Annotated in this window: 13 protein-coding genes; 10 read left to right on the forward strand and 3 right to left on the reverse strand. The window is 52.0% G+C overall.

Annotation, left to right across the window (positions count from 1 at the left end):
* The 3 genes from QZ105_RS06945 to QZ105_RS06955 form a co-directional block, all read right to left on the reverse strand.
* Positions 1–1,518, reverse strand: a 1,518-nt coding sequence (locus tag QZ105_RS06945) for a [FeFe] hydrogenase, group A (RefSeq protein ID WP_293729125.1), incomplete at its 3' end; no start/stop codon positions are given.
* On the reverse strand, positions 1,512–3,362 hold the full coding sequence (locus QZ105_RS06950) for an NAD(P)-binding protein (protein WP_293729126.1): 1,851 nt from the start codon (positions 3,360–3,362) through the stop codon (positions 1,512–1,514). The genes QZ105_RS06945 and QZ105_RS06950, both read right to left, overlap by 7 nt.
* A gap of 153 nt (positions 3,363–3,515) precedes the next feature.
* Positions 3,516–4,904, reverse strand: coding sequence for an ATP-binding protein (locus tag QZ105_RS06955; protein WP_293729127.1), 1,389 nt, complete (start codon positions 4,902–4,904; stop codon positions 3,516–3,518).
* A 266-nt stretch (positions 4,905–5,170) separates the two neighbouring features.
* Here QZ105_RS06955 and QZ105_RS06960 point away from each other — a divergent pair, with 266 nt between their 5' ends.
* The 10 genes from QZ105_RS06960 (at position 5,171) to pyk (ending at position 20,000) form a co-directional block, all read left to right on the forward strand.
* A complete protein-coding gene (locus QZ105_RS06960; protein WP_297863552.1) occupies positions 5,171–5,770 on the forward strand; it encodes a recombinase family protein in 600 nt (199 codons plus the stop codon).
* A 163-nt stretch (positions 5,771–5,933) separates the two neighbouring features.
* Complete coding sequence (locus QZ105_RS06965; protein WP_293729129.1) at positions 5,934–6,650, forward strand: DNA methyltransferase; 717 nt, start codon at positions 5,934–5,936, stop codon at positions 6,648–6,650.
* Entirely contained in the window at positions 6,643–8,175 is a 1,533-nt protein-coding gene (locus QZ105_RS06970; protein ID WP_293729130.1) for an Eco57I restriction-modification methylase domain-containing protein, read from the forward strand. Before QZ105_RS06965 ends, QZ105_RS06970 begins: the two co-directional genes overlap by 8 nt.
* Positions 8,168–10,684, forward strand: coding sequence for a GIY-YIG nuclease family protein (locus QZ105_RS06975; protein WP_293729131.1), 2,517 nt, complete (start codon positions 8,168–8,170; stop codon positions 10,682–10,684). Before QZ105_RS06970 ends, QZ105_RS06975 begins: the two co-directional genes overlap by 8 nt.
* Positions 10,685–11,045: 361 nt before the next feature.
* Positions 11,046–12,422, forward strand: coding sequence for a sodium:solute symporter (locus QZ105_RS06980; protein WP_293729137.1), 1,377 nt, complete (start codon positions 11,046–11,048; stop codon positions 12,420–12,422).
* 23 nt (positions 12,423–12,445) lie between these two features.
* Positions 12,446–15,850 (forward strand): DNA polymerase III subunit alpha, encoded by a 3,405-nt coding sequence (locus tag QZ105_RS06985; RefSeq protein WP_293729132.1) that lies wholly within the window; start codon positions 12,446–12,448, stop codon positions 15,848–15,850.
* An 83-nt stretch (positions 15,851–15,933) separates the two neighbouring features.
* Positions 15,934–16,728, forward strand: coding sequence for an electron transfer flavoprotein subunit beta/FixA family protein (locus tag QZ105_RS06990; protein ID WP_293729133.1), 795 nt, complete (start codon positions 15,934–15,936; stop codon positions 16,726–16,728).
* Positions 16,729–16,738: 10 nt separating this feature from the next.
* Positions 16,739–17,938, forward strand: a complete 1,200-nt coding sequence (locus QZ105_RS06995; protein ID WP_293729134.1) for an electron transfer flavoprotein subunit alpha — start codon at positions 16,739–16,741, stop codon at positions 17,936–17,938.
* A gap of 101 nt (positions 17,939–18,039) precedes the next feature.
* Positions 18,040–18,234, forward strand: a complete 195-nt coding sequence (locus tag QZ105_RS07000) for a hypothetical protein (protein ID WP_293729135.1) — start codon at positions 18,040–18,042, stop codon at positions 18,232–18,234.
* Between the two features lie 14 nt (positions 18,235–18,248).
* Complete coding sequence (pyk, locus tag QZ105_RS07005) at positions 18,249–20,000, forward strand: pyruvate kinase (RefSeq protein ID WP_293729136.1); 1,752 nt, start codon at positions 18,249–18,251, stop codon at positions 19,998–20,000.
* Positions 20,001–20,165: the final 165 nt, after the last annotated feature.

Here is a 20,165-nt window from a genome sequence, read left to right on the forward strand (position 1 = left end):
GCCGCCGACGCAGCCGCCGGGGCAGGCCATAACCTCGACAAAGTCGTAATGCACCTTGCCCGCTTTCAGGTCGTCCAGCAGGCGTCCGGCGTTGCCCAAGCCGCTGACGGTGCAGGTGCGCAGGGTAACGCCGCCGATGGTAAATTCGCTGACTTTGCGGCCTTCCTCGCCGCGCACGCTGACGAAGGCGTCGAAGGGAGCTTCCTGACCGGTAACGGCGTGATAGGCTGTGCGCAGCGCCGCTTCCATAACGCCGCCGGTTGCGCCGAAGAGTATGCCTGCGCCGGTGCTTTGTCCCAGCGGATTATCGAAGGGTTCCTCCGGCAGGGTGGCGGGGTTGATATGCTCGGCCCGCAGCAGGCGAATCAGCTCGCGGGTGGTGAGCACGATATCTACGTCGTGAGCGCCGCTGCTGCGCATGGACAGCAGCGCTGCCTCGCGCTTTTTGGAAACGCAGGGCATGATGGAAATGGAGCAGATTTCCTTGGGCTTGAGACCCTTCCTTTCAGCGAAGAAGGATTTGGCGATAGCGCCGAAGATTTGCTGCGGCGATTTGGTGGTGGAAAGGTTAGCGACGAAGGAGGGATATTTTTTCGTCACATAGCTTACCCAGCCGGGGCAGCAGGAGGTAAACATGGGCCATTTGTGGGCATCGTGGTGCCGCAGACGCTCCAGCAGCTCGCTGGCTTCCTCCATAATGGTCACGTCAGCGCCGAAGGTGGTGTCGAAAACATAATCGAAGCCTACGCGCTTGAGGGCTGCTACCATGCGGCCTTCGGTCGCCAGTTCTTCCGGCAGGTTAAAGGCTTCGGCCCAGGCGGTGCGCACGGCGGGAGCCACCTGCACCAACGTTACCTTGGCGGGGTCGGCCAATACTTCGTAAATTTTGGGCACGTCGTTGCGCTCCTTCAGCGCGCCTACGGGGCAGTGGGTGATGCACTGGCCGCACAGGCTGCAGTTGGAGGCTTCGATGGAGATATTACCGGCTACGTCCACGGTGGTGCGTGCGCCGGTGTTCTGGACGTCCCAAATGTGCAGGTCCTGAATTTTATCGCAGATTTGGACGCAGCGCATACATTTTATACATTTCTTGGAGTCGCGGATCAGGGGGAAGTCCTGGTTCCAGGGCGTATCCACCACATCGCGCTCAAAGGGAATATCGTAAATGCCCAAATCGTTGGAAAGCTTTTGCAGGCTGCAGTTGCCGCTGCGCACGCAGGTGGCGCACAGGCAGTCGTGCTGGGACAAAATAAGCTCTACGTTGGTGCGGCGCACGCTGCGCGCCTTGGGGGAATTGGTATATACTACCAGGCCTTCCTGTACCGGTGTGGTGCAGGAGGTAACTACGCGGTTCTGTCCCTGGATTTCAACTACGCAGACCTTGCAGGCGCTGATTTCGTTGACGCCCTTTAAATAGCACAGACGGGGAATGTCGATGCCTGCGGCGGCAGCGGCCTGCATAATTGTTGTGCCTTCGGGAACGGATACGTCGAAGCCGTCAATCTTTAGGTTTACCATTTTAAGGTTCTGCCTCCTTTCAGGGTGCTGAAGCCAAATTTATCGCAGCGCAGGCAGCGCCCTGCCTCCTGGCAGGCCTCCTGTACGGTCATGCCGCATTCGATGGGCTCGAAATTGCCCTTGCGCTGGCCCGCTTCGTGATTGGTCAGTTGGATACGGCCGCAGGGACGCTTATCGTCGATGGCCGGGTCGGGAATATCCACGTCGCAGGTGATGGTATGCTCGTAGCCTAAATATTCGTCGATATTGGCTGCGGCCACCTTGCCTGCGGCAATGGCGCGGATAACGGTGGCGGGGCCGGTTACACAGTCGCCGCCGGCGAAAACGCCTTCGGTATTGGCCAGCTCGCTGCTGGACAGCGCGGAAATAGTGCCGCGCTTGATTTTAATGCCCGCTTCTTCAAAGGGGCGCAGCTCGATGCCCTGGCCGATGGCTACGACGATAATGTCGCAGGGAATGCGCTGCAGCTCTACGTCGGCGTGGATGGGACGGGCGCGTCCCCAGGCGTCGATGGGGCCGATAATCTGCGGTTCTACCCACAGGGCGGCCACGTTGCCGTCGGCGTCGGCTTCGATGTGGTGGGGCGCTTTTAAGCCGTACAGCTCTGCGCCCTCGGCTACGGCGCCTTCAATTTCTTCCGGCAGCGCCGTCATATCGTCCTGACGGCGGCGGTAAGCGATAATGACTTTTTTTGCTCCCAGGCGCACGGCGCTGCGGGTGCAGTCCATGGCTACGTTGCCGCCGCCGATAACGACGACGGTTTTGCCTGCGAAATCGGGCATTTTATCTTCGCCGATGGAACGCAGCATTTCTACGGCGCTGATGACGCCGTGGGAATTTTCGCCGTCGATGCCGATTTTTTTATCGGTGTGCGCGCCGATAGCGATATAAACGGCGTCAAATTCCTGACGCAGCTTTTCAAAGGGAATTTCGCCCTCGCCGTTGCCTACTTTGCAGTTGAGGCGTACCTCTACGCCGGTGGACAGGATGGCGTCCAAATCCTCCTGCAGGCGTTCGCGGGGGAAGCGGTAGGCGGGAATGCCGTACCGCAGCATACCGCCCAGCTTGCTCTTTTCTTCAAAAACGACGGCGTGATGGCCCATGAGTTCCAGATAATAGGCTGCCGCAAGGCCGCTGGGGCCGCCGCCGATGATGGCGATGCGTTTATTGGTAGCCGGCTGCTTGTCCGGAACGGGTACGGTGTTGCTGGGCGCGTTATCCACGGCCATACGCTTTAAGCCGCGGATATTAATAGCGGCGTCAATCATATTGCGGCGGCAGCGGGCTTCGCAGGGATGCTCGCAGATAAGGCCGCAGGCGGTGGGGAAGGGGTTATCCTTGCGGATTAGCTTGACGGCGTCGGCATAACGACCTGCGCCCACAAGCGCAATATAGCCGGGGATATCCACCTGCGCCGGGCACAGAGCCACGCAGGGAATGGAATGGTGCACATGCACGGAGCATTTACCCTTTTTAACATGGTTAATATAATCTTCGCGGAAGCCCTCCAGGCCTGCCAGCACCATTTTGGCCGCTTCGTAGCCAATGGCGCAGTCGGCGCTGTTCGCTACGTTTTCGGCGGTGCTTTGGATAAGGTCAAGGGTTTGCATGGTTGCTTTGCCGTCCAGAACGTCTTCCATCAGGTTTTGCAGCTGCGCAAGGCCCACGCGGCAGGGAACGCATTTACCGCAGGTTTGAGCGTGGCAGACTTTTAAAAAGGAAAGCTGCAGATCTACAGGGCACAGTCCCGGAGGGCTGGCGATGATGTGTCGCTCAAGGTCTTTATATAAGCGTTCGACCGTTAATTGGGCTTGGTCAGGTGTTTCAATTTTTAAACGACTCATATTCATCCTCCAAAAAAGCATACACTAATTGAAAATTTGATATACACTACTGTGTCTTATTATACTCAAATTTAGCGATTTCCGCAAGAATGCCGGCAAGTATTTATTTGTAAAGGATGGTACGGCTTTGGCGTGAAATTGCAAATATCTTTGTTACTTATACAGCTGCGGCAGGCTTATCAAAATTAAATTTTCGCGTGGCGGGATTTGAAATCCTGCTTTGGTGATGAAGCCGTATTTATAACAGTTTAATCCCGTCGCTTGTACTTGCTGGATTTCTTTGAGTATCGCCGCTTCGCTTAGAGGCTCCTTACGGAATTTTACTTCATAAAAGATATAACCGTCAGGGTCTTGCGTTACTATATCAAATTCGCCGTTGGTTTTGTTCTTGGGGTCGTCATAATAGTATTTGCCGATTTTGTCAAACGGCGTAGCCATTAAGCCGTTTTTGTTTTGCCGGATTAAATATTGCTTACATATTTCTTCAAACGCGAGAGGCAGGTATTGCGTTTCAAAATCTTCTTTGATATAACGCGCAAAAAAAACATTGGGTTCTAGCATTTGTAATTGCGAAGAATAACGAAAAACATAACGATAGTAAAAAAGCGACAAATTATCGACGATATAATAACCTGTTTTGCGTTTATTATTTTCGTCGTTAATGGGCGCTTCTTTTTTTATGATTTCCATACGGATTAGCTTTTCTAAAACTGAGGCGAGCGCGGGACTGCTGCTGACGTGGGACTGCGCCAAGATGTCGCTGAACCGCGAATACCCTTTGGCCAGGGCTTCAAAAATTTCATTAGCGTTATTTATTTTTGCTATTTCCGATTTCAAGTACATGGGGACTTCGTTTTGCAGGGGAGCGTTGGGTGAAGCGATTAGTTCGCGTATATTTTCTTGTACGGAAAGCTTGGCGTCTATCTGCTTATTATAGTAAGGAATGCCGCCGAAAACGCTATATAGGCGCACCTTATCTTCGTCGGAAAATGTTTGGTAAAATAAAGCGGCTTCATAGTAATCCATTGGCTTAAGGTCTATCGTTTGATTGATACGGCCATACAGGGGATTAGCGCTCGTCAACAGAGATTTCATTATGTCGACATAGGAGCCGCATAAAATAAGCTTTAAGGAAGCGGCGTTATTATATTTGTCTATCAACGATTGCAAAATACTATCCAGGCCTTTTACCGTTTCGCGTAAATAAGGGTATTCGTCCAGTACGAAGATAAGAGATTCTTTGATAGATTTTTTGAACAGGTAATCCAGGAGCGATTCCAAATTGGGAAACGCCGGTTTAGGGTAATTGAAAGTTTCCGCTAACAGTTGGCTTATGCTTTCTAGATTATTTTCTTCCGTAGTTTGTTTGCATTCGTAATATATGCTTGTCGTTGGGGCTTCTTTAAGGCTTTGCTTTATCAATTCACTTTTTCCGACGCGGCGGCGTCCCCAGACTAAGATAATCTGTTGGCTGTCTTTATTGAATAACCTATGCAATAATTTGCGCTGCGGTTCTCTTCCGTAAAAAATATTCAACTCCATCACCTCTGACTCAATCTTGATGGAGTTAATTATAACATTTTCTACTACGCTTTACAAGATTTTACTCCATTGTGATTGACTCAATAGCGATGGAGTAAAACAAAGAGCTTCGCTTTCTTTGCTTTTTCATCTTTCACAAAAAAATCACAACCCTATGGGTAAGAAATCGCTTCTTTTTTGTCATTGGTATAATAGGGGGCTTTTTGCAAAAATATAACCGGGAATTTTTGCAGCAGCGCCACTATACATTGGAAAGGAAGAACGATTTGGAGATTACTTACGGTTATGCGCGCGTATCCAGCGCGGAACAAAACGAAAGGCGGCAGCTCATTGCCCTTGGCGGAGTCGGCGTGCCGCCGCAGAATATTTTCGTCGATAAGGCGAGCGGAAAGGACTTCGAACGGGCACAATACAAAAAGCTGCTCGCAAAATTACAAGCGGGCGATTTGCTTTACATTCAAAGCATCGACCGGCTGGGGCGCGACTATGCGGAAATCCAGGAGCAGTGGCGCGTTATTACTAAGGAGAAGGGCGCGGACATTGCCGTTATCGAGATGCCGTTGTTGAATACGAAGAACGGCAAGGATTTATTAGGCACGTTTATCGCTGATTTGGTTTTACAGATTTTATCCTTCGTAGCGCAGACGGAACGCGAAAACATCCGCAGCCGTCAGGCGCAGGGCATCGCCGCGGCCAAGAGCAAGGGCGTGCGCTTTGGCCGGCCCAGGCGCGAACTGCCTGATTGCTTTGCGGAGGTTTGCAGCGCGTGGCGCGAAAGAAAAATTACCAGAGTGGAAGCGGCTAAGCTGTGCGGTATGTCGGTATCGTCGTTTTACCGTTGTGCGAAAAACATTGCGGAAAAGTAGTGCAAATAGTACACGTTTTGAACTAGTGATCACTTAACATTATAGCACATTTTATTTGCAGAGTTAAAGCTGATTTTTAAAGCATAAGTTAATATGGTGGGAATTTTTTGGCGCAGGTCAAGAGGTGTACTTTTTGACCTTTACTTCAACGGAGGGCAGCGTTATGCCTTTAACAAAGCAAATAAAATCTAAAGAACGAGTCGCCAAGCACGGCGAGGTTTTTACAAATGAAAAAATCGTGAAAGCTATGTGCGACTTGGTAAAAGCGGAAACGGAGAGAATAGACAGCCGCTTTTTGGAGCCTGCTTGCGGCAACGGAAATTTTTTGGCGGAGATTTTGCAGCGCAAGCTGGCTGTTGTGGAGCGCCGCTACGGCAAGAAGCCCGCGGAGTATGAGCGGTACTCTTTGCAGGCGCTTGCCAGTATTTACGGCGTGGAGCTGCTGGCGGACAATGTGGCGGAATGCCGCGACAGGCTTTTCGCTCTTTGGGACGCGGCTTACACAGCCAACGCCAAAAAAGACGCGCGCGAAGAATGCCGCGACGCGGCGCGCTATATTGTGCGCAAAAATATTTTGTGCGGCAATGCTTTAAGTTTAAAATGCGTCGACGAAAACGGCGGCGATACCGACGAAGCGATTGCGTTTACCGAATGGAGCTTTATCAACGATTTGGTGCAGCAGAGGTTGTACCGCTTCGATGTGCTGCTGGAAGAAAACGCCGACGCTGAAAATTACTATTGTCAGCAATCTTTATTTGGCGGCGGCGCGAGCGATTACGAAAATTGGGGAGTGGACCAAAAAACAGGCGCGACCATTCCCCTGCCCATTCCCGGCTCGGAATTCAGCAGCAAGTATTGGAGGGTGCAGGACAATGGCTGATAGCTTGTACGAAACGACTTACAACCCCGACGTTTTGAGCTGTTTGGCAAATTTATCCAACGACGAGGTGTTTACGCCGCCGAATGTCGCCAACCAAATGCTGGATATGCTGCCGCAGGAACTTTTCAGCGACCCCAATACAAAATTTTTAGACCCGGCGTGCAAGAGCGGCGTTTTCCTGCGCGAAATTGCCAAGCGTTTGATAAAGGGGCTGGAAACTAAAATTCCCGATTTGCAAACGCGGCTGGACAATATTTTTCACGAGCAGCTTTACGGTATTGCGATTACCGAGCTGACCGCGCTTTTGAGCCGCAGAAGTCTATATTGTTCCAAATATCCTAACTCTAAATATTCCGTATCTCAATTTGCGGATGCGCAAGGCAACATTCGCTTTCGCCGCGTCGAACATACGTGGCGTAACGGCAGATGCCTTTTCTGTGGCGCATCGAAAGACCAGTATGGCGGGCGTGACGGTTTGGAAACTCACGCTTATGAATTTATTCATACCATGAATACGGAGGATATTTGGAACATGAAATTCGATGTGATTATCAGCAATCCTCCGTATCAATTAAATACTCATGGAGGATCTGCACAAGCAATTCCTTTATATAATAAATTTGTCCAAAAAGCTATTCAATTAAATCCTCGATTTGTTTGCATGATAATTCCATCTAGGTGGTTTGCCGGAGGAATGGGGTTAGATGATTTTAGAAGAGCTATGCTTAATGATCAAAGATTAAAATGTATTATTGATTATACCAATGCAAAGGATTGTTTTCCTGGGATAAGCATAGGCGGTGGGGTGTGTTATTTCTTATGGGATAAAACGCACCACGGATTGTGCCAATTTACAAATATCAGAAATAATGAACATAATACGTTGTTGAGAAATTTAAGTGAGTTCTCTGTATTTGTTAGATACAATAACGCTGTAAGTATTCTTCACAAGATAAAATCTTTTAAAGAAAAGAGTATGGAGAGTATTATAAGTAGTCTTAGTCCTTTTGGAATAGGTTCATCTATTAGAGGTAAAGAACAGCCTTTTGAAAATTGTCTGAAATTGTTTTCTTCCAGAGGCATAGGATATATTGATAAAAAAGAAATCTCTAAAGGAAATCATTATATAGGAAAATGGAAGTTGGCTGTTAGTAAAGTAACAGGTGAACATGCTGGAGAACCAGATAAAAATGGTCAGTTTAAAATTCTTTCAAAAATAAAAATTATGGAGCCAGATGAAGTATGTACATTTTCGTATTTTGTCATTGGCTGTGAAGATTCTTTGGAAAGAGTAAAAAATATATACCAGTATTTGAAAACTAAACTTGTTAGATTTTTACTGTTGCAATCAATAACATCAATCAATATATCAAAAGATAAATTTCAATTCGTCCCCATGCAAGATTTTTCCAAGCCGTGGACTGACGCTGAGCTGTACGCCAAATATAATTTAACGCAGGAAGAAATCGATTTTATCGAGTCGATGATTAAGCCGATGAATACGGACGGTGAGCGCGATGAGTAAGCAAGAATTTTTCCCGCAGCGGTCTGACGCCAGGCCGCAAATTTACGCTTACCGTTTGCCGGGCGTCGCTTCGCATGACGGTTACATTAAAATCGGGCAGACGAGCCGCGACGTCAACGCGCGCATTCGCGAGCAGCTGCACACCAGCGGCGTGCGCTACGAGCTTTTGTGGCAGGCGAGCGCCGTGCGCAGCGACGGCACTTCCTTCAGCGACCACGATATCCACCAGCAGCTAAAGTCGCGCGGCTTCAGGCAATTACGCGCGGGCGAAGACAGGAACGAATGGTACAAATGCAGTTTGGAGGACGTGCGGGCGGCGTACATCGCCGTGCGCGACCGCGTCGACAATTTGGAAAACCGCACGCAGTCCTTCGCTATGCGCCCCGAACAGCAGGCGGCGGTGGCAAAAACCATTGCTTATTACGCTTCGGCGAAAGCGGATAGCATTAGAACCCCCAAATTTTTGTGGAACGCCAAGATGCGCTTTGGCAAAACCTTCGCCGCTTACCGGTTAGCGAAGCGCATGGGCTTTACAAGAATTTTAATCCTGACCTTTAAGCCGGCGGTGCAGACGGCGTGGAAGGAGGATTTGCTGACCCATGTGGATTTTGAGGGCTGGCAGTTCATTTATAATCAGGGAGTTGGCGGCGTCAGCACGGACGAGCAGTACCATGCGGCGGATAAAACGCGGCCCATAGTTTGCTTCGGCTCCTTTCAGGATTATTTGGGCATCGACAGGGCGACGGGCGGCATCAAATCCAAAAACGAATGGGTGCATACGACTAATTGGGATTTGGTGATTTTTGACGAATACCATTTCGGCGCATGGCGCGACAGGGCCAGCAAGCTGTTCGAGCAGGACGAGGACATTTATGAGAGCGGCAGTAATAATAACAGCGGCAATAATTATGACGAAACCTGGCTGCCGATAACGACCTCGTATTATTTATACCTTAGCGGCACGCCGTTCCGCGCTTTAAATTCCGGCGAATTTATTGAAGAACAAATTTATAACTGGACTTACGGCGACGAACAGCAGGCCAAGGCCAACTGGCAGGGGGAGGATAATCCTTACGCCGCGCTGCCGCGCATGGTGATGCTCACCTATAAAATGCCGGACGAGATTCAGCGCATCGCCAAGCAGGGCGAATTTGACGAGTTTGATTTGAACGTCTTTTTCAAAGCGGAAGGCAAAGGCGAGGACGCGCATTTTCTTTATGGCGATTATGTGCAGAAATGGCTGGACTTGATTCGCGGCGCGTATGCCGCTACGACTGTTGACGATTTAAAGCAGGGGGCGAAGCGCCCGCCCATGCCTTACGCAGATGTAAGGCTGTTGAACGTCTTGTCGCATACGCTGTGGTTTTTGCCGGACGTGGCGGCTTGTTATGCGATGGCTAATTTGCTCAAGCAGCGGCAAAATAAATTTTATCACGACTACAAAATAAATATTTGCGCAGGCATCGGGGCGGGCGTTGGCGCTGCCGCTTTGGAACCCGTACGCCAATCCATGGACGACCCGCTGCAAAGCAAAACGATTACGCTGTCCTGCGGCAAGCTGACCACGGGCGTGACGATTAAACCGTGGACGGGAATCTTTATGCTGCGCAATTTGAGCAGTCCTGAAACCTATTTTCAGGCGGCCTTCCGCGTGCAAAGCCCGTGGGAGATAACGCTGGAGGACGGGCGCAGGGAAATAGTCAAAGAAGAATGCTACGTTTTCGACTTCGCGTTGGATAGAGCTTTGAAGCAAATTGCCGAATACAGCTGCCGCTTGAACGTCGGCGAAAGTAATCCAGAAAAGAAGGTCGGAGAATTTATGCGCTTCTTGCCCGTGCTGGCCTACGACGGCAGCGGCTTGAGAGAAATCAACGCCAGCGAGGTTCTGGATATCGCGATGGCGGGCACGAGCGCCACGCTGCTGGCCAAAAAATGGGAGAGCGCTTTGCTGGTCAATGTGGACAACGAAACCTTGTCCCGCTTGCTGGCTAACGAAGAAGCGATGAAAGCTTTGATGAGCATCGAAGGCTTCCGCAGCTTGAATAGCGATATCGAAACTATTATTGCGAAATCGGAAAGCGTTAAGAAGGCCAAACGCGAAGGGGGCGAGCTGTCGCCTGCGAAGAAAAAGGAGCTGACGGCGGAGGAAAAAGAATATAAATCCAAACGCAAAATGATTCAGGAAAAGCTTATCAAATTTGCGACCCGCGTCCCCGTTTTTATGTACCTCACGGACTATCGGGAGTTTGGATTGCAAGACGTTATTACGCAGCTGGAGCCGGGGCTGTTCAAAAAAGTTACAGGCTTGGAAGTAAAGGACTTCGAGCTTTTGGTATCGCTTAACGTGTTTAACGAAGGCTTGATGAACGACGCGGTTTATAAATTTAAACGCTATGAAGATTCCAGTTTAACCTACACCGGCATAAATAAGCATGAGGGAGAGAAAGTCGGGCTGTATAATACTTCTATTAACAGTGATTTGTACGAGCAGATGGCCGGGCAAAAGTAAAAGGCGGGGCTATTCCGAAAAAAGGTGACTTTGCACCACTTTTCGGAATAGAGCGAGCGCTGCTTACTATGCGTAAGAATTAATATACTTTGGCGCGGCCTCTTAATCTTTCCGCTTGTACAAAGAAGAAGCTTAGGCTTTGGCACAGGCCGATGGTTGGCAAATAGTGGAATAGCTTGGCGTTCCCGAAAACTCAACGCCCTTGCACCGCAATACAGCGGCGCAGGGGCGTTTCTTTAGTGTGCCTGCCAGCAGATACGTTTTTCAATTTGACGGAAATGTGGTATACTTAATATGGTATTTTGTGTGCTAGTCCCCGGCAGCAAAGTGCTGACAGTTATATGAAGAAGGTGTATTAGTGATGAAGTTATCGGCAGTGCATTTAGTAAGTCTGGTTGTGACCATAGTATTGACTATGCTGCCCGGCATTCTTGCTGCCAGAAAAATAAAATCGGCGGACGATTATGATGTGGGCGGCCGCAGCGCCGGGGCTGGACTCGTCGCAGGCAGCATCATCGGCACACTCGTAGGCGGCGCGGCTACCGTGGGTACGGCGCAGCTGGGCTTTACGCTGGGCCTGACGGCCTGGTGGTTCACCATGGGCAGCGGCATTGCGCTTCTGGTTATGGCGGCCTTTTACGCCAGACCTCTGCGCCGCAGCGGACTGACCACGGTGGCGGAATTTTTAGTGACGAATTACGGTAAGCGTGCGGGGTGGCTGGCTACCCTGTCGTCTTCTGCCGGTATTTTTTTCAGTATTGTAGCCAGTACGCTGACGGCGCTGCATTTGGTGGCCGGTATTTTTAACGTCAATCTGACGACGGCAGGCGTGCTTATCGTGCTGATTACCGCAGGCTTTGTCTTTTTCGGCGGCATCAGCGGCAGCGGTATGGCGGGGCTTATTAAAATCTGTTTGATCTTCTGCACTATCTTCGTCGGCGGTTTTTTATCCTTTACGGATTTAGGCGGCTGGCAGGGCTTGCAGGCGGCCTTTCCTGCTCATCCCTGGTTCAGCCTGTTCGGACGCGGTATGGAGGACGGACTGGTGAGCCTGGCTTCCATGGTCGTGGGCGTTATTTCCACGCAGACCTATGTGCAGGCTCTGTTCAGCGCTAAGGACAGCAAAACTGCTGCAGCGGGCTGTGTGGCTGCGGCTGTGGTTATTATTCCCGTGGGCCTGCCCTCCGTTGTTATCGGCATGTTCATGCATGCGCAGCATCCGGAAATAAGCTCTATCGACGCGCTGCCCCTGTATCTGGCTACCTATCTGCCCGATTGGCTGGGCGGCGTGGGGCTGGCTGCGGTGCTGCTGTCGGCGCTGTCCTCCATTGCCGGGCTTTCGCTGGGCATCGGCACCATGCTTTCCCGTGATATTATCAGCAAGCTGTGGCGCGGCGCTACGTCCGCTAATTTGCTGTGGGCCAGCCGCTTCAGCGTTTTAACGGCGGCTATTTGCGCCGTAATCTTTGTTTTCTTCCATTTGGATTCGTCGGTGCTGGAATGGAATTATCTGTCCATGGCCTTGCGCGGCAGCGGCATCTTTCTGCCCCTGACCTTCTGCATTTTCTTTCCGGGCAGAATACGCGCGTCCATGGGCGTGGCGGCTATGGCGGCCGGCATTTTTGCGGCGGTCTTTTGGAAGTATATCAGCCCCTGGCAGATTAACAGCCTGTTCCCCGCGCTGTTCTATAATCTTATTTTTTTGACGATAGGCTTGTGGTGGGGAAAGAAAAAGTAAGTAATATATAAAAGGAAACTAGAATGACGAAACGATTTACTCATTTGCATGTGCATACGCAATACAGCCTGCTGGACGGCGCGTCGAAAATCCCGGACCTGGTGGCCTACGCCAAGGAGCTGGGCATGGACAGCCTGGCGATTACCGACCATGGCGTGATGTACGGCGCGGTAGAATTTTATCAGGAATGCAGAAAGCAGGGCATCAAGCCCATTATCGGCTGCGAGGTATATCTGGCGCCGGGCTCGCATTTGGAAAAGAATAACCGCGATATGTATCATTTGATTTTGCTGGCGGAAAACGATACGGGCTATCATAATCTGATGAAGATTGTCAGCATCGGCCAGCTGGAGGGCTTTTATTACCGTCCCCGCGTGGATAAGGACGTGCTGCGCGCCAACAGCGAGGGCGTTATCTGCCTGAGCGCTTGTATTGCGGGCGAACTGCCGCGGCTGATTGCCCAGGGCAATATGGACGGCGCCCGCCGCTGCGTGCAGGAATATATAGATATTTTTGGCAAGGATAATTATTTTTTGGAGCTGCAGAACCACGACCTAGAGGAGGAGCGCCGGGCTAACGCCGGTTTGAAGCAGCTGGCGCAGGAATTCGGGCTCAAGGTAGTGGCGACCAACGACCTGCATTATGTGCGCCGGGAGGACGCTGCGGCGCAGGATATTCTGCTGTGCATTCAGACTACCAGCACGGTGGACGAGCCTAACAGAATGCGCTTTCCCAACGACAGCTTTTATCTGAAAAGCTACGAGGAAATGGCGGACGCCTTCAGCGATTGCCCTGAAGCATTGGAAAACACCAATCTTATTGCCGACCGCTGCAATGTGCAGATGGATTTCGCCCATTTGCTGCTGCCGGAATTCCCCGTGCCGGAGGGCTACGACGCCGCCAGCTATCTGCGCCATTTATGCGAGCAGGCTTTGCCGTCGCACTATGCGGAGATAACGGACGAGGTACGGAAGCGTCTGGATTTTGAGCTGGATATTATCAACGAAATGGGCTATGCCTGCTATTTTCTTATCGTGTGGGATTTTATCAGCTATTGCCGCAAGCACGATATTTTAGTAGGGCCGGGGCGCGGCAGCGCTGCCGGAAGTATCGTAGCCTATCTGCTGCGGATTACGAATATCGAGCCGCTGCGCTATAATCTGCTTTTTGAACGCTTTTTGAATCCGGAGCGCGTCAGCATGCCCGATATCGATACGGATTTTTGCTATATGAAGCGCAATCAGGTGCTGGATTATGTGGTGCGCCGCTACGGTCAGGAGCGGGTGGCGCAGATTATTACCTTCGGTACTTTGCAGGCGCGGGCGGCGGTGCGCGATGTGGGCAAGGCCCTGGGAATGTCCTACAGCATTTGCGACGAGGTGGCCAAGCTCATCCCGCGCGAGCTGGGCATAACTCTGGAAAAGGCTCTGGTTGCCAGCATCGATTTAAAGACGGCTTACGATACGCGGCCGGAGGTCAAGCAGATTATCGACTTGGCTAAAAGCGTGGAGGGCCTGCCGCGCAATGCCGGCACTCATGCTGCGGGCGTTATCATAGCGCCTCACGATTTGTGCAATTACGTACCCCTGCAGCTGAGCAGCGAGGGTACGGGCGTTATTACCCAGTACGACAAGGACAAGGTGGAAAACCTGGGCCTGCTCAAGATGGACTTTTTGGGCCTGCGTACCTTGACGGTCATTGGCGATTGCATTAAATTCATTGAGCAGACGACGGGTGAAAAAATAGATATCGATAATATTCCCTTGGCGGACGAGGCGACCTGCGCCATGCTGCGTCAGGGCGATACCTCCTGCGTGTTCCAGCTGGAATCGGCGGGCATTACCAAGCTGGTAGTGGATTTGGCCCCCGAAAGCTTTGAGGATTTAATCCCGCTGGTGGCTTTGTACCGCCCCGGACCCCTGGGCACCGGCATGGCCGAGGATTTTATTGCCGGACGTCACGGACAGCGTACCGCCGAGGTGCTGCATCCCTTGATGGAGCCCATTTTGGAGGATACCTACGGCGTTATTCTGTACCAGGAGCAGGTTATGCAGATAACGTCCGCTTTGGCAGGCTTTTCCTTGGGCCAGGCCGATATTCTGCGCCGCGCTATGGGCAAGAAAAAGGCCAAGGAGCTGGATTCCATGCGTCAGGCCTTTATCGAGGGCGCGCAGCGGGAGCATAATATTCCCCAAGCTTTGAGCGAGAAGATTTTCGCGTTTTTGCAGCATTTCGCCGGTTATGGCTTTAATAAATCCCACTCCGTGGCTTACGCTTTGGTGGCGTATCAGACGGCTTATTTAAAGGCTCACTGGCGGCCACAGTTTATGGCGGCCTTTTTGAACAGCGTAATTTTGGACAGCGATAAACTGAGCTGGTATATTTCGGTATGCCGTAATGCCAATATCGCTATTTTGCCGCCGGATATTAATAAGAGCGGCCTGCACTTTACTGTAGACAGGAATAAGGCTATTCGCTTCGGTCTGGCGGGCATCAAGAGCGTGGGCGATTCGGCGGTGGACGAGATTATTGCGGCGCGGGACAAGGAGGGGCCTTTTACCAGTCTGTTGGATTTCTGCAGCCGCGTCAATATGCGCAGCGTCAATAAGCGCGTTATTGAAAACCTTATCTGCTGCGGGGCTATGGATTCCTTCGGCGCCAAGCGTTCCCAGCTTGTGGCCGTTTTGGACAGAGTTGTGGATTTGGGCATGGCGTATCAGAAGGACCAGGCCAGCGGGCAGCTGGGACTGTTTGACGACGACGCCGATTTGGCTGCCGCGGATATTGAGCTGCCGGATGTGCCGGAAATGCCCAAGCAGACTATTTTACAGAATGAAAAAGAGCTGATAGGCTTTTACGTTACCGACCATCCCTTGAGCGAATATAAAGAGGCTATGAAGCATTATATGCCCCTGCATCAGTTTATGGGCGATTGCAATATTGCGGACGGGCAGACGGTGCGCGTGGCGGGTATTATTTCCTCCTGCACTATTAAGACGACTAAAAAAGGCGAAACGATGGCGCTGCTGACGCTGGAAGATTTTACCGGCAGGTTTTTAGTGCTGGTTTTTGCCAGGACCTATCATCAATGCTTGAAGGAGATTTATCAGGAGAATATCGTTTCTGTCGACGGGCGCTTCAGCGTGGACGAACGGGAAAATAAAATTGTCGCGATGTCCGTGCGCAAGCTATCCAACGCCGGACCTAAGGAGGTACGCCTGCGGATACCCGGTTACTTGGAAAACTCTTTGGTACAGCGGGAGCTGATGCAGGTATTTAAAAAATATCCCGGCGGCGATGTGGTTTACCTGCGGCTGATGGGGTCGCGCAGAGTGATTAAAACGACGCCTAATTTTTGGGTGAGCAGTGATACGGACGGCTTTAAAGCAGATATAGAAAAAATCCTTGGTCGCGGATGCTTTATGTAGATTAAGCTTGCAAGGCCATTAGCAAAAATGTTAGAATAAATATATACAAGAATATGCTTATAAGAATTGCAAGGAGGCTGCAAATGAATATTATAGTATGTGTTAAACAAACGCCGGATACGGAAAAAGTCAAGTTTAATCCGGAAACGCGCACCTTGTTGCGCGAGGGCGTGGAGAATATCATGAATCCCTTCGACCGTCAGGCATTGGAAGCCGCTCTGTGCCTTAAGGATAAAGAGGGCGCTAAGGTTACCGTCGTTTCCATGGGCTTGCCCCAGGCTACCGATGTCTTGAAGGAGGCTATCGCTATGGGAGCCGACGAGGCCGCTTTGCTCAGCGACCGCGCTCTGGCCGGTTCCGATACTTTGGCTACCAGCCTGGCTTTGGCCGCCGCTATTAAGCATTTGGGCGAATTTGATTTGATTTTATGCGGCAAGCAGGCTGTGGACGGCGATACCGCTCAGGTTGGCCCGGAAATTGCCGAGCATCTGGGCATTCCCCAGATTACCGGCGCGTTGAGCCTGCAATATGCGGACGGCAAATTTGTTGCCGAGCGTGAAACTGAAAGCAGCTCTATGATCATGGCCGCTCCCGCGCCGCTCTTGGTTACCGTTACCAAAGCGGAAAAGGAGCCGCGCTTTGCCAGCATTAAAGGCAAGATGAAAGCCCGCAAGGCTAAGATTCCGACGCTGACCGTCGCTGATTTGGGCATCGACGAGGCCACTGTGGGCCTGATTGGTTCTCCGACTAAGGTTAAAAAATCCTTTACGCCGGTTCCGCCTGAAATCCATAGCGAAATTATTGCGGAAGAGGATGCCGATAAGGCCGTGGATATGCTGTTCGATAAGCTGGTAGCAGCAAAAATTATTTCTCGCTGAGGTGAATGTAATGGCAATGAAAGTAAATAGAGAAGAATGTATTGGCTGCCAATCCTGTGAGGCAGTTTGCCCCGTAGGCGCAATTAGTATGGTTGACGGTAAGGCTATGGTCGACGGCGAGGCCTGTATTTCCTGCGGCGCTTGCGTGGGAGAATGCCCGGTAGAGGCCATCGCTCCGGAGGCTGCCGCCGCTGAAAAGCAGGCTGTGGAAAATAATCAGGGAGCAGACCTGTGGGTTATCGCCGAGCTGGAAAACGGCGAGCCCGTGGGCGTTACCTACGAGCTGCTGGGCGCTACCAGCGAGCTGGCTGCAAAGGCCGGTGAAAAATGCTGCGCCGTGCTGATCGCCGCCGAAGCGGGCGATATTCCGCAGAAGCTGATTGCCGCAGGCGCAGAAAAGGTTTATGTGGTAGCGGGCGCTCAATATGCAGATTATAATACTGATTTATATACGGACGCAATTTGCCAGCTGGTTAAGGAATATAAGCCTTCTGCCCTGGTACTGGGCGCTACCAGTGACGGCCGCGACCTGGCTCCGCGCGTAGCGGCCCGCCTGCACACCGGCCTGTGCGCCGACTGCACCGCTCTGGATATGACTGAGGATAAGCTGGTTACCTGGACCCGTCCGGCTTTGGGCGGCAATATTTACGCTACCATCGTCTGCGACGAGCACCGTCCGCAAATGGGTACCGTTCGTCCCAAGGTATTCAAGGCCTTGGCTCCGGATGCAGGCCGCACCGGCGAGGTTATTGCCTTCACCCCGGCAGCAGGCACGGAAACCAAGGTTGAGCTGCTGAGCAAAGCTCCCCTGGCCGGCGGCAATACCATTAAAATCGAGGACGCCGAGGTTATCGCGGCCGGCGGTCGCGGTATGGGCAGTCAGGATAAATTCGCGCTGCTGGAAGAGCTGGCAGGCCTGTTTGAAAAGGGCGCTGTAGCGGGCTCCCGCGCAGTTGTGGACGAGGGCTGGCTCACGCATTCCCAGCAGGTAGGCCAATCCGGCAAAACCGTCGCTCCGCGCATTTACTTTGCCTGCGGCATCAGCGGCGCTATTCAGCATTTGTCCGGCATGAAGGAATCGGATATCATTGTGGCTATCAACAAGGACGCCAGCGCGCCTATTTTCACCGTAGCCCATTACGGCATCGTAGGCGACGTCAATGTCATTCTGCCTAAGCTGATCGCCAAGATTAAGGCCTATAAGGAATAAATAAGTTTTACGGCTAGAGGCATACTGAATCCTGTTCAGCCTGCCTCTAGCTACTTTGCATATAGAATGAAGCTAGTAATCACAATGGAGTTGTACGAATCATGTGGAAAGTTTTGTATATCGCTCAAACCGAAGCTATGGCCCAGCGGCTGCAAAAGCTGCTGACGGACAACGGCTTTTTGGTGCGGGTCAAGAGCGCAGGCGGCAAGCATACCAAGGCTTATGAAATCTGCGTGCCCGTTTCCGAAGCGGAGGACGCTTACGAGGTTTTGTGTGAAAATAAGTTTCAATGCTAGGGGGAACAGTTGCGATGAAGAAAACGAAAATCATTTGTACAGTGGGCCCCAGTACGGATAACGCAGAGCTGCTGCAGAAGATGATCGAGGCCGGTATGGATTTGGCGCGCTTCAACTTTTCTCACGGCAGCCATACGGATCATGCAAAGCGTTTGGCGCTGGTGCGCCAGGCGGCGGCTCAGGCCGGTAAGGTAGTCGCTACTATCGCCGATACCAAGGGCCCGGAAATGCGTTTAGGCCTTTTTGCCGACGATAAGATATTTTTGCAGGAGGGCGACGAGTTCACCCTGACTACGGAGGACTATTTGGGCGACCAGCAGATGGCTCATGTAAACTATGCGGGGCTGCCGCAGGAATTGGAAGCAGGCAGCCGTATTTTGCTGGCCGACGGTCTTTTGTCCCTGCGCGTTACGGCTATCGACGGCTGTAAGATTCATACGGTGGTTGTCAACGGCGGCGAGCTGAGCTCCCGCAAGCGTGTGGCTTGCCCCGGCGTGGAGCTGCAGCTGCCCTTCCTGTCGGAGCAGGACAGGGCCGACATCCTTTTTGCCGCGCAGCACGATATAGATTATATCGCAGCTTCCTTTGTGCAGAAGGCGGACGACGTTATTGCTATCCGCAAGGTGCTGGAGGAAGCCGGTGTGCGTATGGGCATCATTTCTAAAATCGAAAATGAAGCCGGTGTGGAGCATATCGACGAAATCATCAACGTGTCCGATGGCATTATGGTGGCCCGCGGCGATTTGGGCGTGGAAATTCCTACGGAGGACGTGCCTTTGGTGCAGAAGGATATTATCAGCCGCTGCAATAAGGCGGGCAAGCCAGTTATCACCGCTACCCAAATGCTGGAAAGCATGATCAGCAGCTACCGCGCTACCCGCGCCGAGGCCAGCGACGTGGCCAATTCTATTTTCGACGGCACGGACGTTATCATGCTCAGCGGCGAAACGGCTTCGGGCAAATATCCCTTGGAGGCTGTGCAGACCATGGCTAAAATTGCCATGCGCACGGAGCAGTCCCTGGATTATGTGGCGCTGTTCAGGAAGAAGGGCATCAGCGAGCGCATTCATTCCACGGACGCCATCAGCCATGCCACGGTGCAGATTGCGCAGGAAATCAGGGCGGACGCTATTTTAACAATTACCGAATCGGGCTTCACGGCGCGGATGATTGCCAAGTACAAGCCCTGCTCTACAGTGGTGGCCGTGTCCCGCTTGGAAAAGAGTGTGCGCGCCATGCAGCTGTATTGGGGCGTTCAGCCTATTTTGGGGCCTTATTCGACCAATACTGACGAAATGATCGAGCTGTCGCTGCAATGCGCTCTGCATAACGGCGCTATCGGCGATGGCGCTTCCGTTGTTATAACTGCCGGCGTACCTATCGGCACTCCAGGCAGTACCAATTTAATTAAGGTGGTTACTGTGGGCAATAAACTTATTAACGGTACCGGTATCGGCCGCAAATCCGTAACCGGACGCATCTGCATCGCCAGCAGCGCCGGCGACTTTCGCGATAAGCTGCAAAAGGGCGATATACTGGTCGTAGACGTATTGAACGACGAATATGTTCCCGCCGCTTCCGCTAAGGCGGCGGCAATTATTGCCGAGGAGGGCGGCTTGACCTCTTCGACGGCTATCGTGGGCATTACCTGCGGACTGCCCGTTATCGTAGGCGCGGCCAGGGCTACCAGTCTGCTGCCGGACGGCGCGCTGGTAACGGTGGACCCGGTCAGCGGCGACGTTTACGAAGGCGATATTAACCTGTAAGCCTTATGGACGGCAGGGCATTAGCTTTAGAAATTTGCCTGTATGTGCGGCAGAATAAGGAGGCAGAGGCGCGAGCCGCTTTCAGCGGCGTTTTGCAGGAGGCGGCGGGCGCGGCTTTGCTGCGAGTTGCGGGCGACGCTTTATTTGCGGCGCTGCGCCGCCGCC

This window comes from uncultured Phascolarctobacterium sp. (assembly GCF_905212365.1).
GTDB lineage: Bacteria > Bacillota > Negativicutes > Acidaminococcales > Acidaminococcaceae > Phascolarctobacterium_A.

Coding starts and splice junctions, on each gene's coding strand:
- QZ105_RS06950 (WP_293729126.1), bottom strand. CDS start 3,362: ATGAGTCGTTTAAAAATTGAAACACCTGACCAAGCCCAATTAACGGTC.
- QZ105_RS06955 (WP_293729127.1), bottom strand. CDS start 4,904: ATGGAGTTGAATATTTTTTACGGAAGAGAACCGCAGCGCAAATTATTG.
- QZ105_RS06965 (WP_293729129.1), top strand. CDS start 5,934: ATGCCTTTAACAAAGCAAATAAAATCTAAAGAACGAGTCGCCAAGCAC.
- QZ105_RS06970 (WP_293729130.1), top strand. CDS start 6,643: ATGGCTGATAGCTTGTACGAAACGACTTACAACCCCGACGTTTTGAGC.
- QZ105_RS06975 (WP_293729131.1), top strand. CDS start 8,168: ATGAGTAAGCAAGAATTTTTCCCGCAGCGGTCTGACGCCAGGCCGCAA.
- QZ105_RS06980 (WP_293729137.1), top strand. CDS start 11,046: ATGAAGTTATCGGCAGTGCATTTAGTAAGTCTGGTTGTGACCATAGTA.
- QZ105_RS06985 (WP_293729132.1), top strand. CDS start 12,446: ATGACGAAACGATTTACTCATTTGCATGTGCATACGCAATACAGCCTG.
- QZ105_RS06990 (WP_293729133.1), top strand. CDS start 15,934: ATGAATATTATAGTATGTGTTAAACAAACGCCGGATACGGAAAAAGTC.
- QZ105_RS06995 (WP_293729134.1), top strand. CDS start 16,739: ATGGCAATGAAAGTAAATAGAGAAGAATGTATTGGCTGCCAATCCTGT.
- QZ105_RS07000 (WP_293729135.1), top strand. CDS start 18,040: ATGTGGAAAGTTTTGTATATCGCTCAAACCGAAGCTATGGCCCAGCGG.
- pyk (WP_293729136.1), top strand. CDS start 18,249: ATGAAGAAAACGAAAATCATTTGTACAGTGGGCCCCAGTACGGATAAC.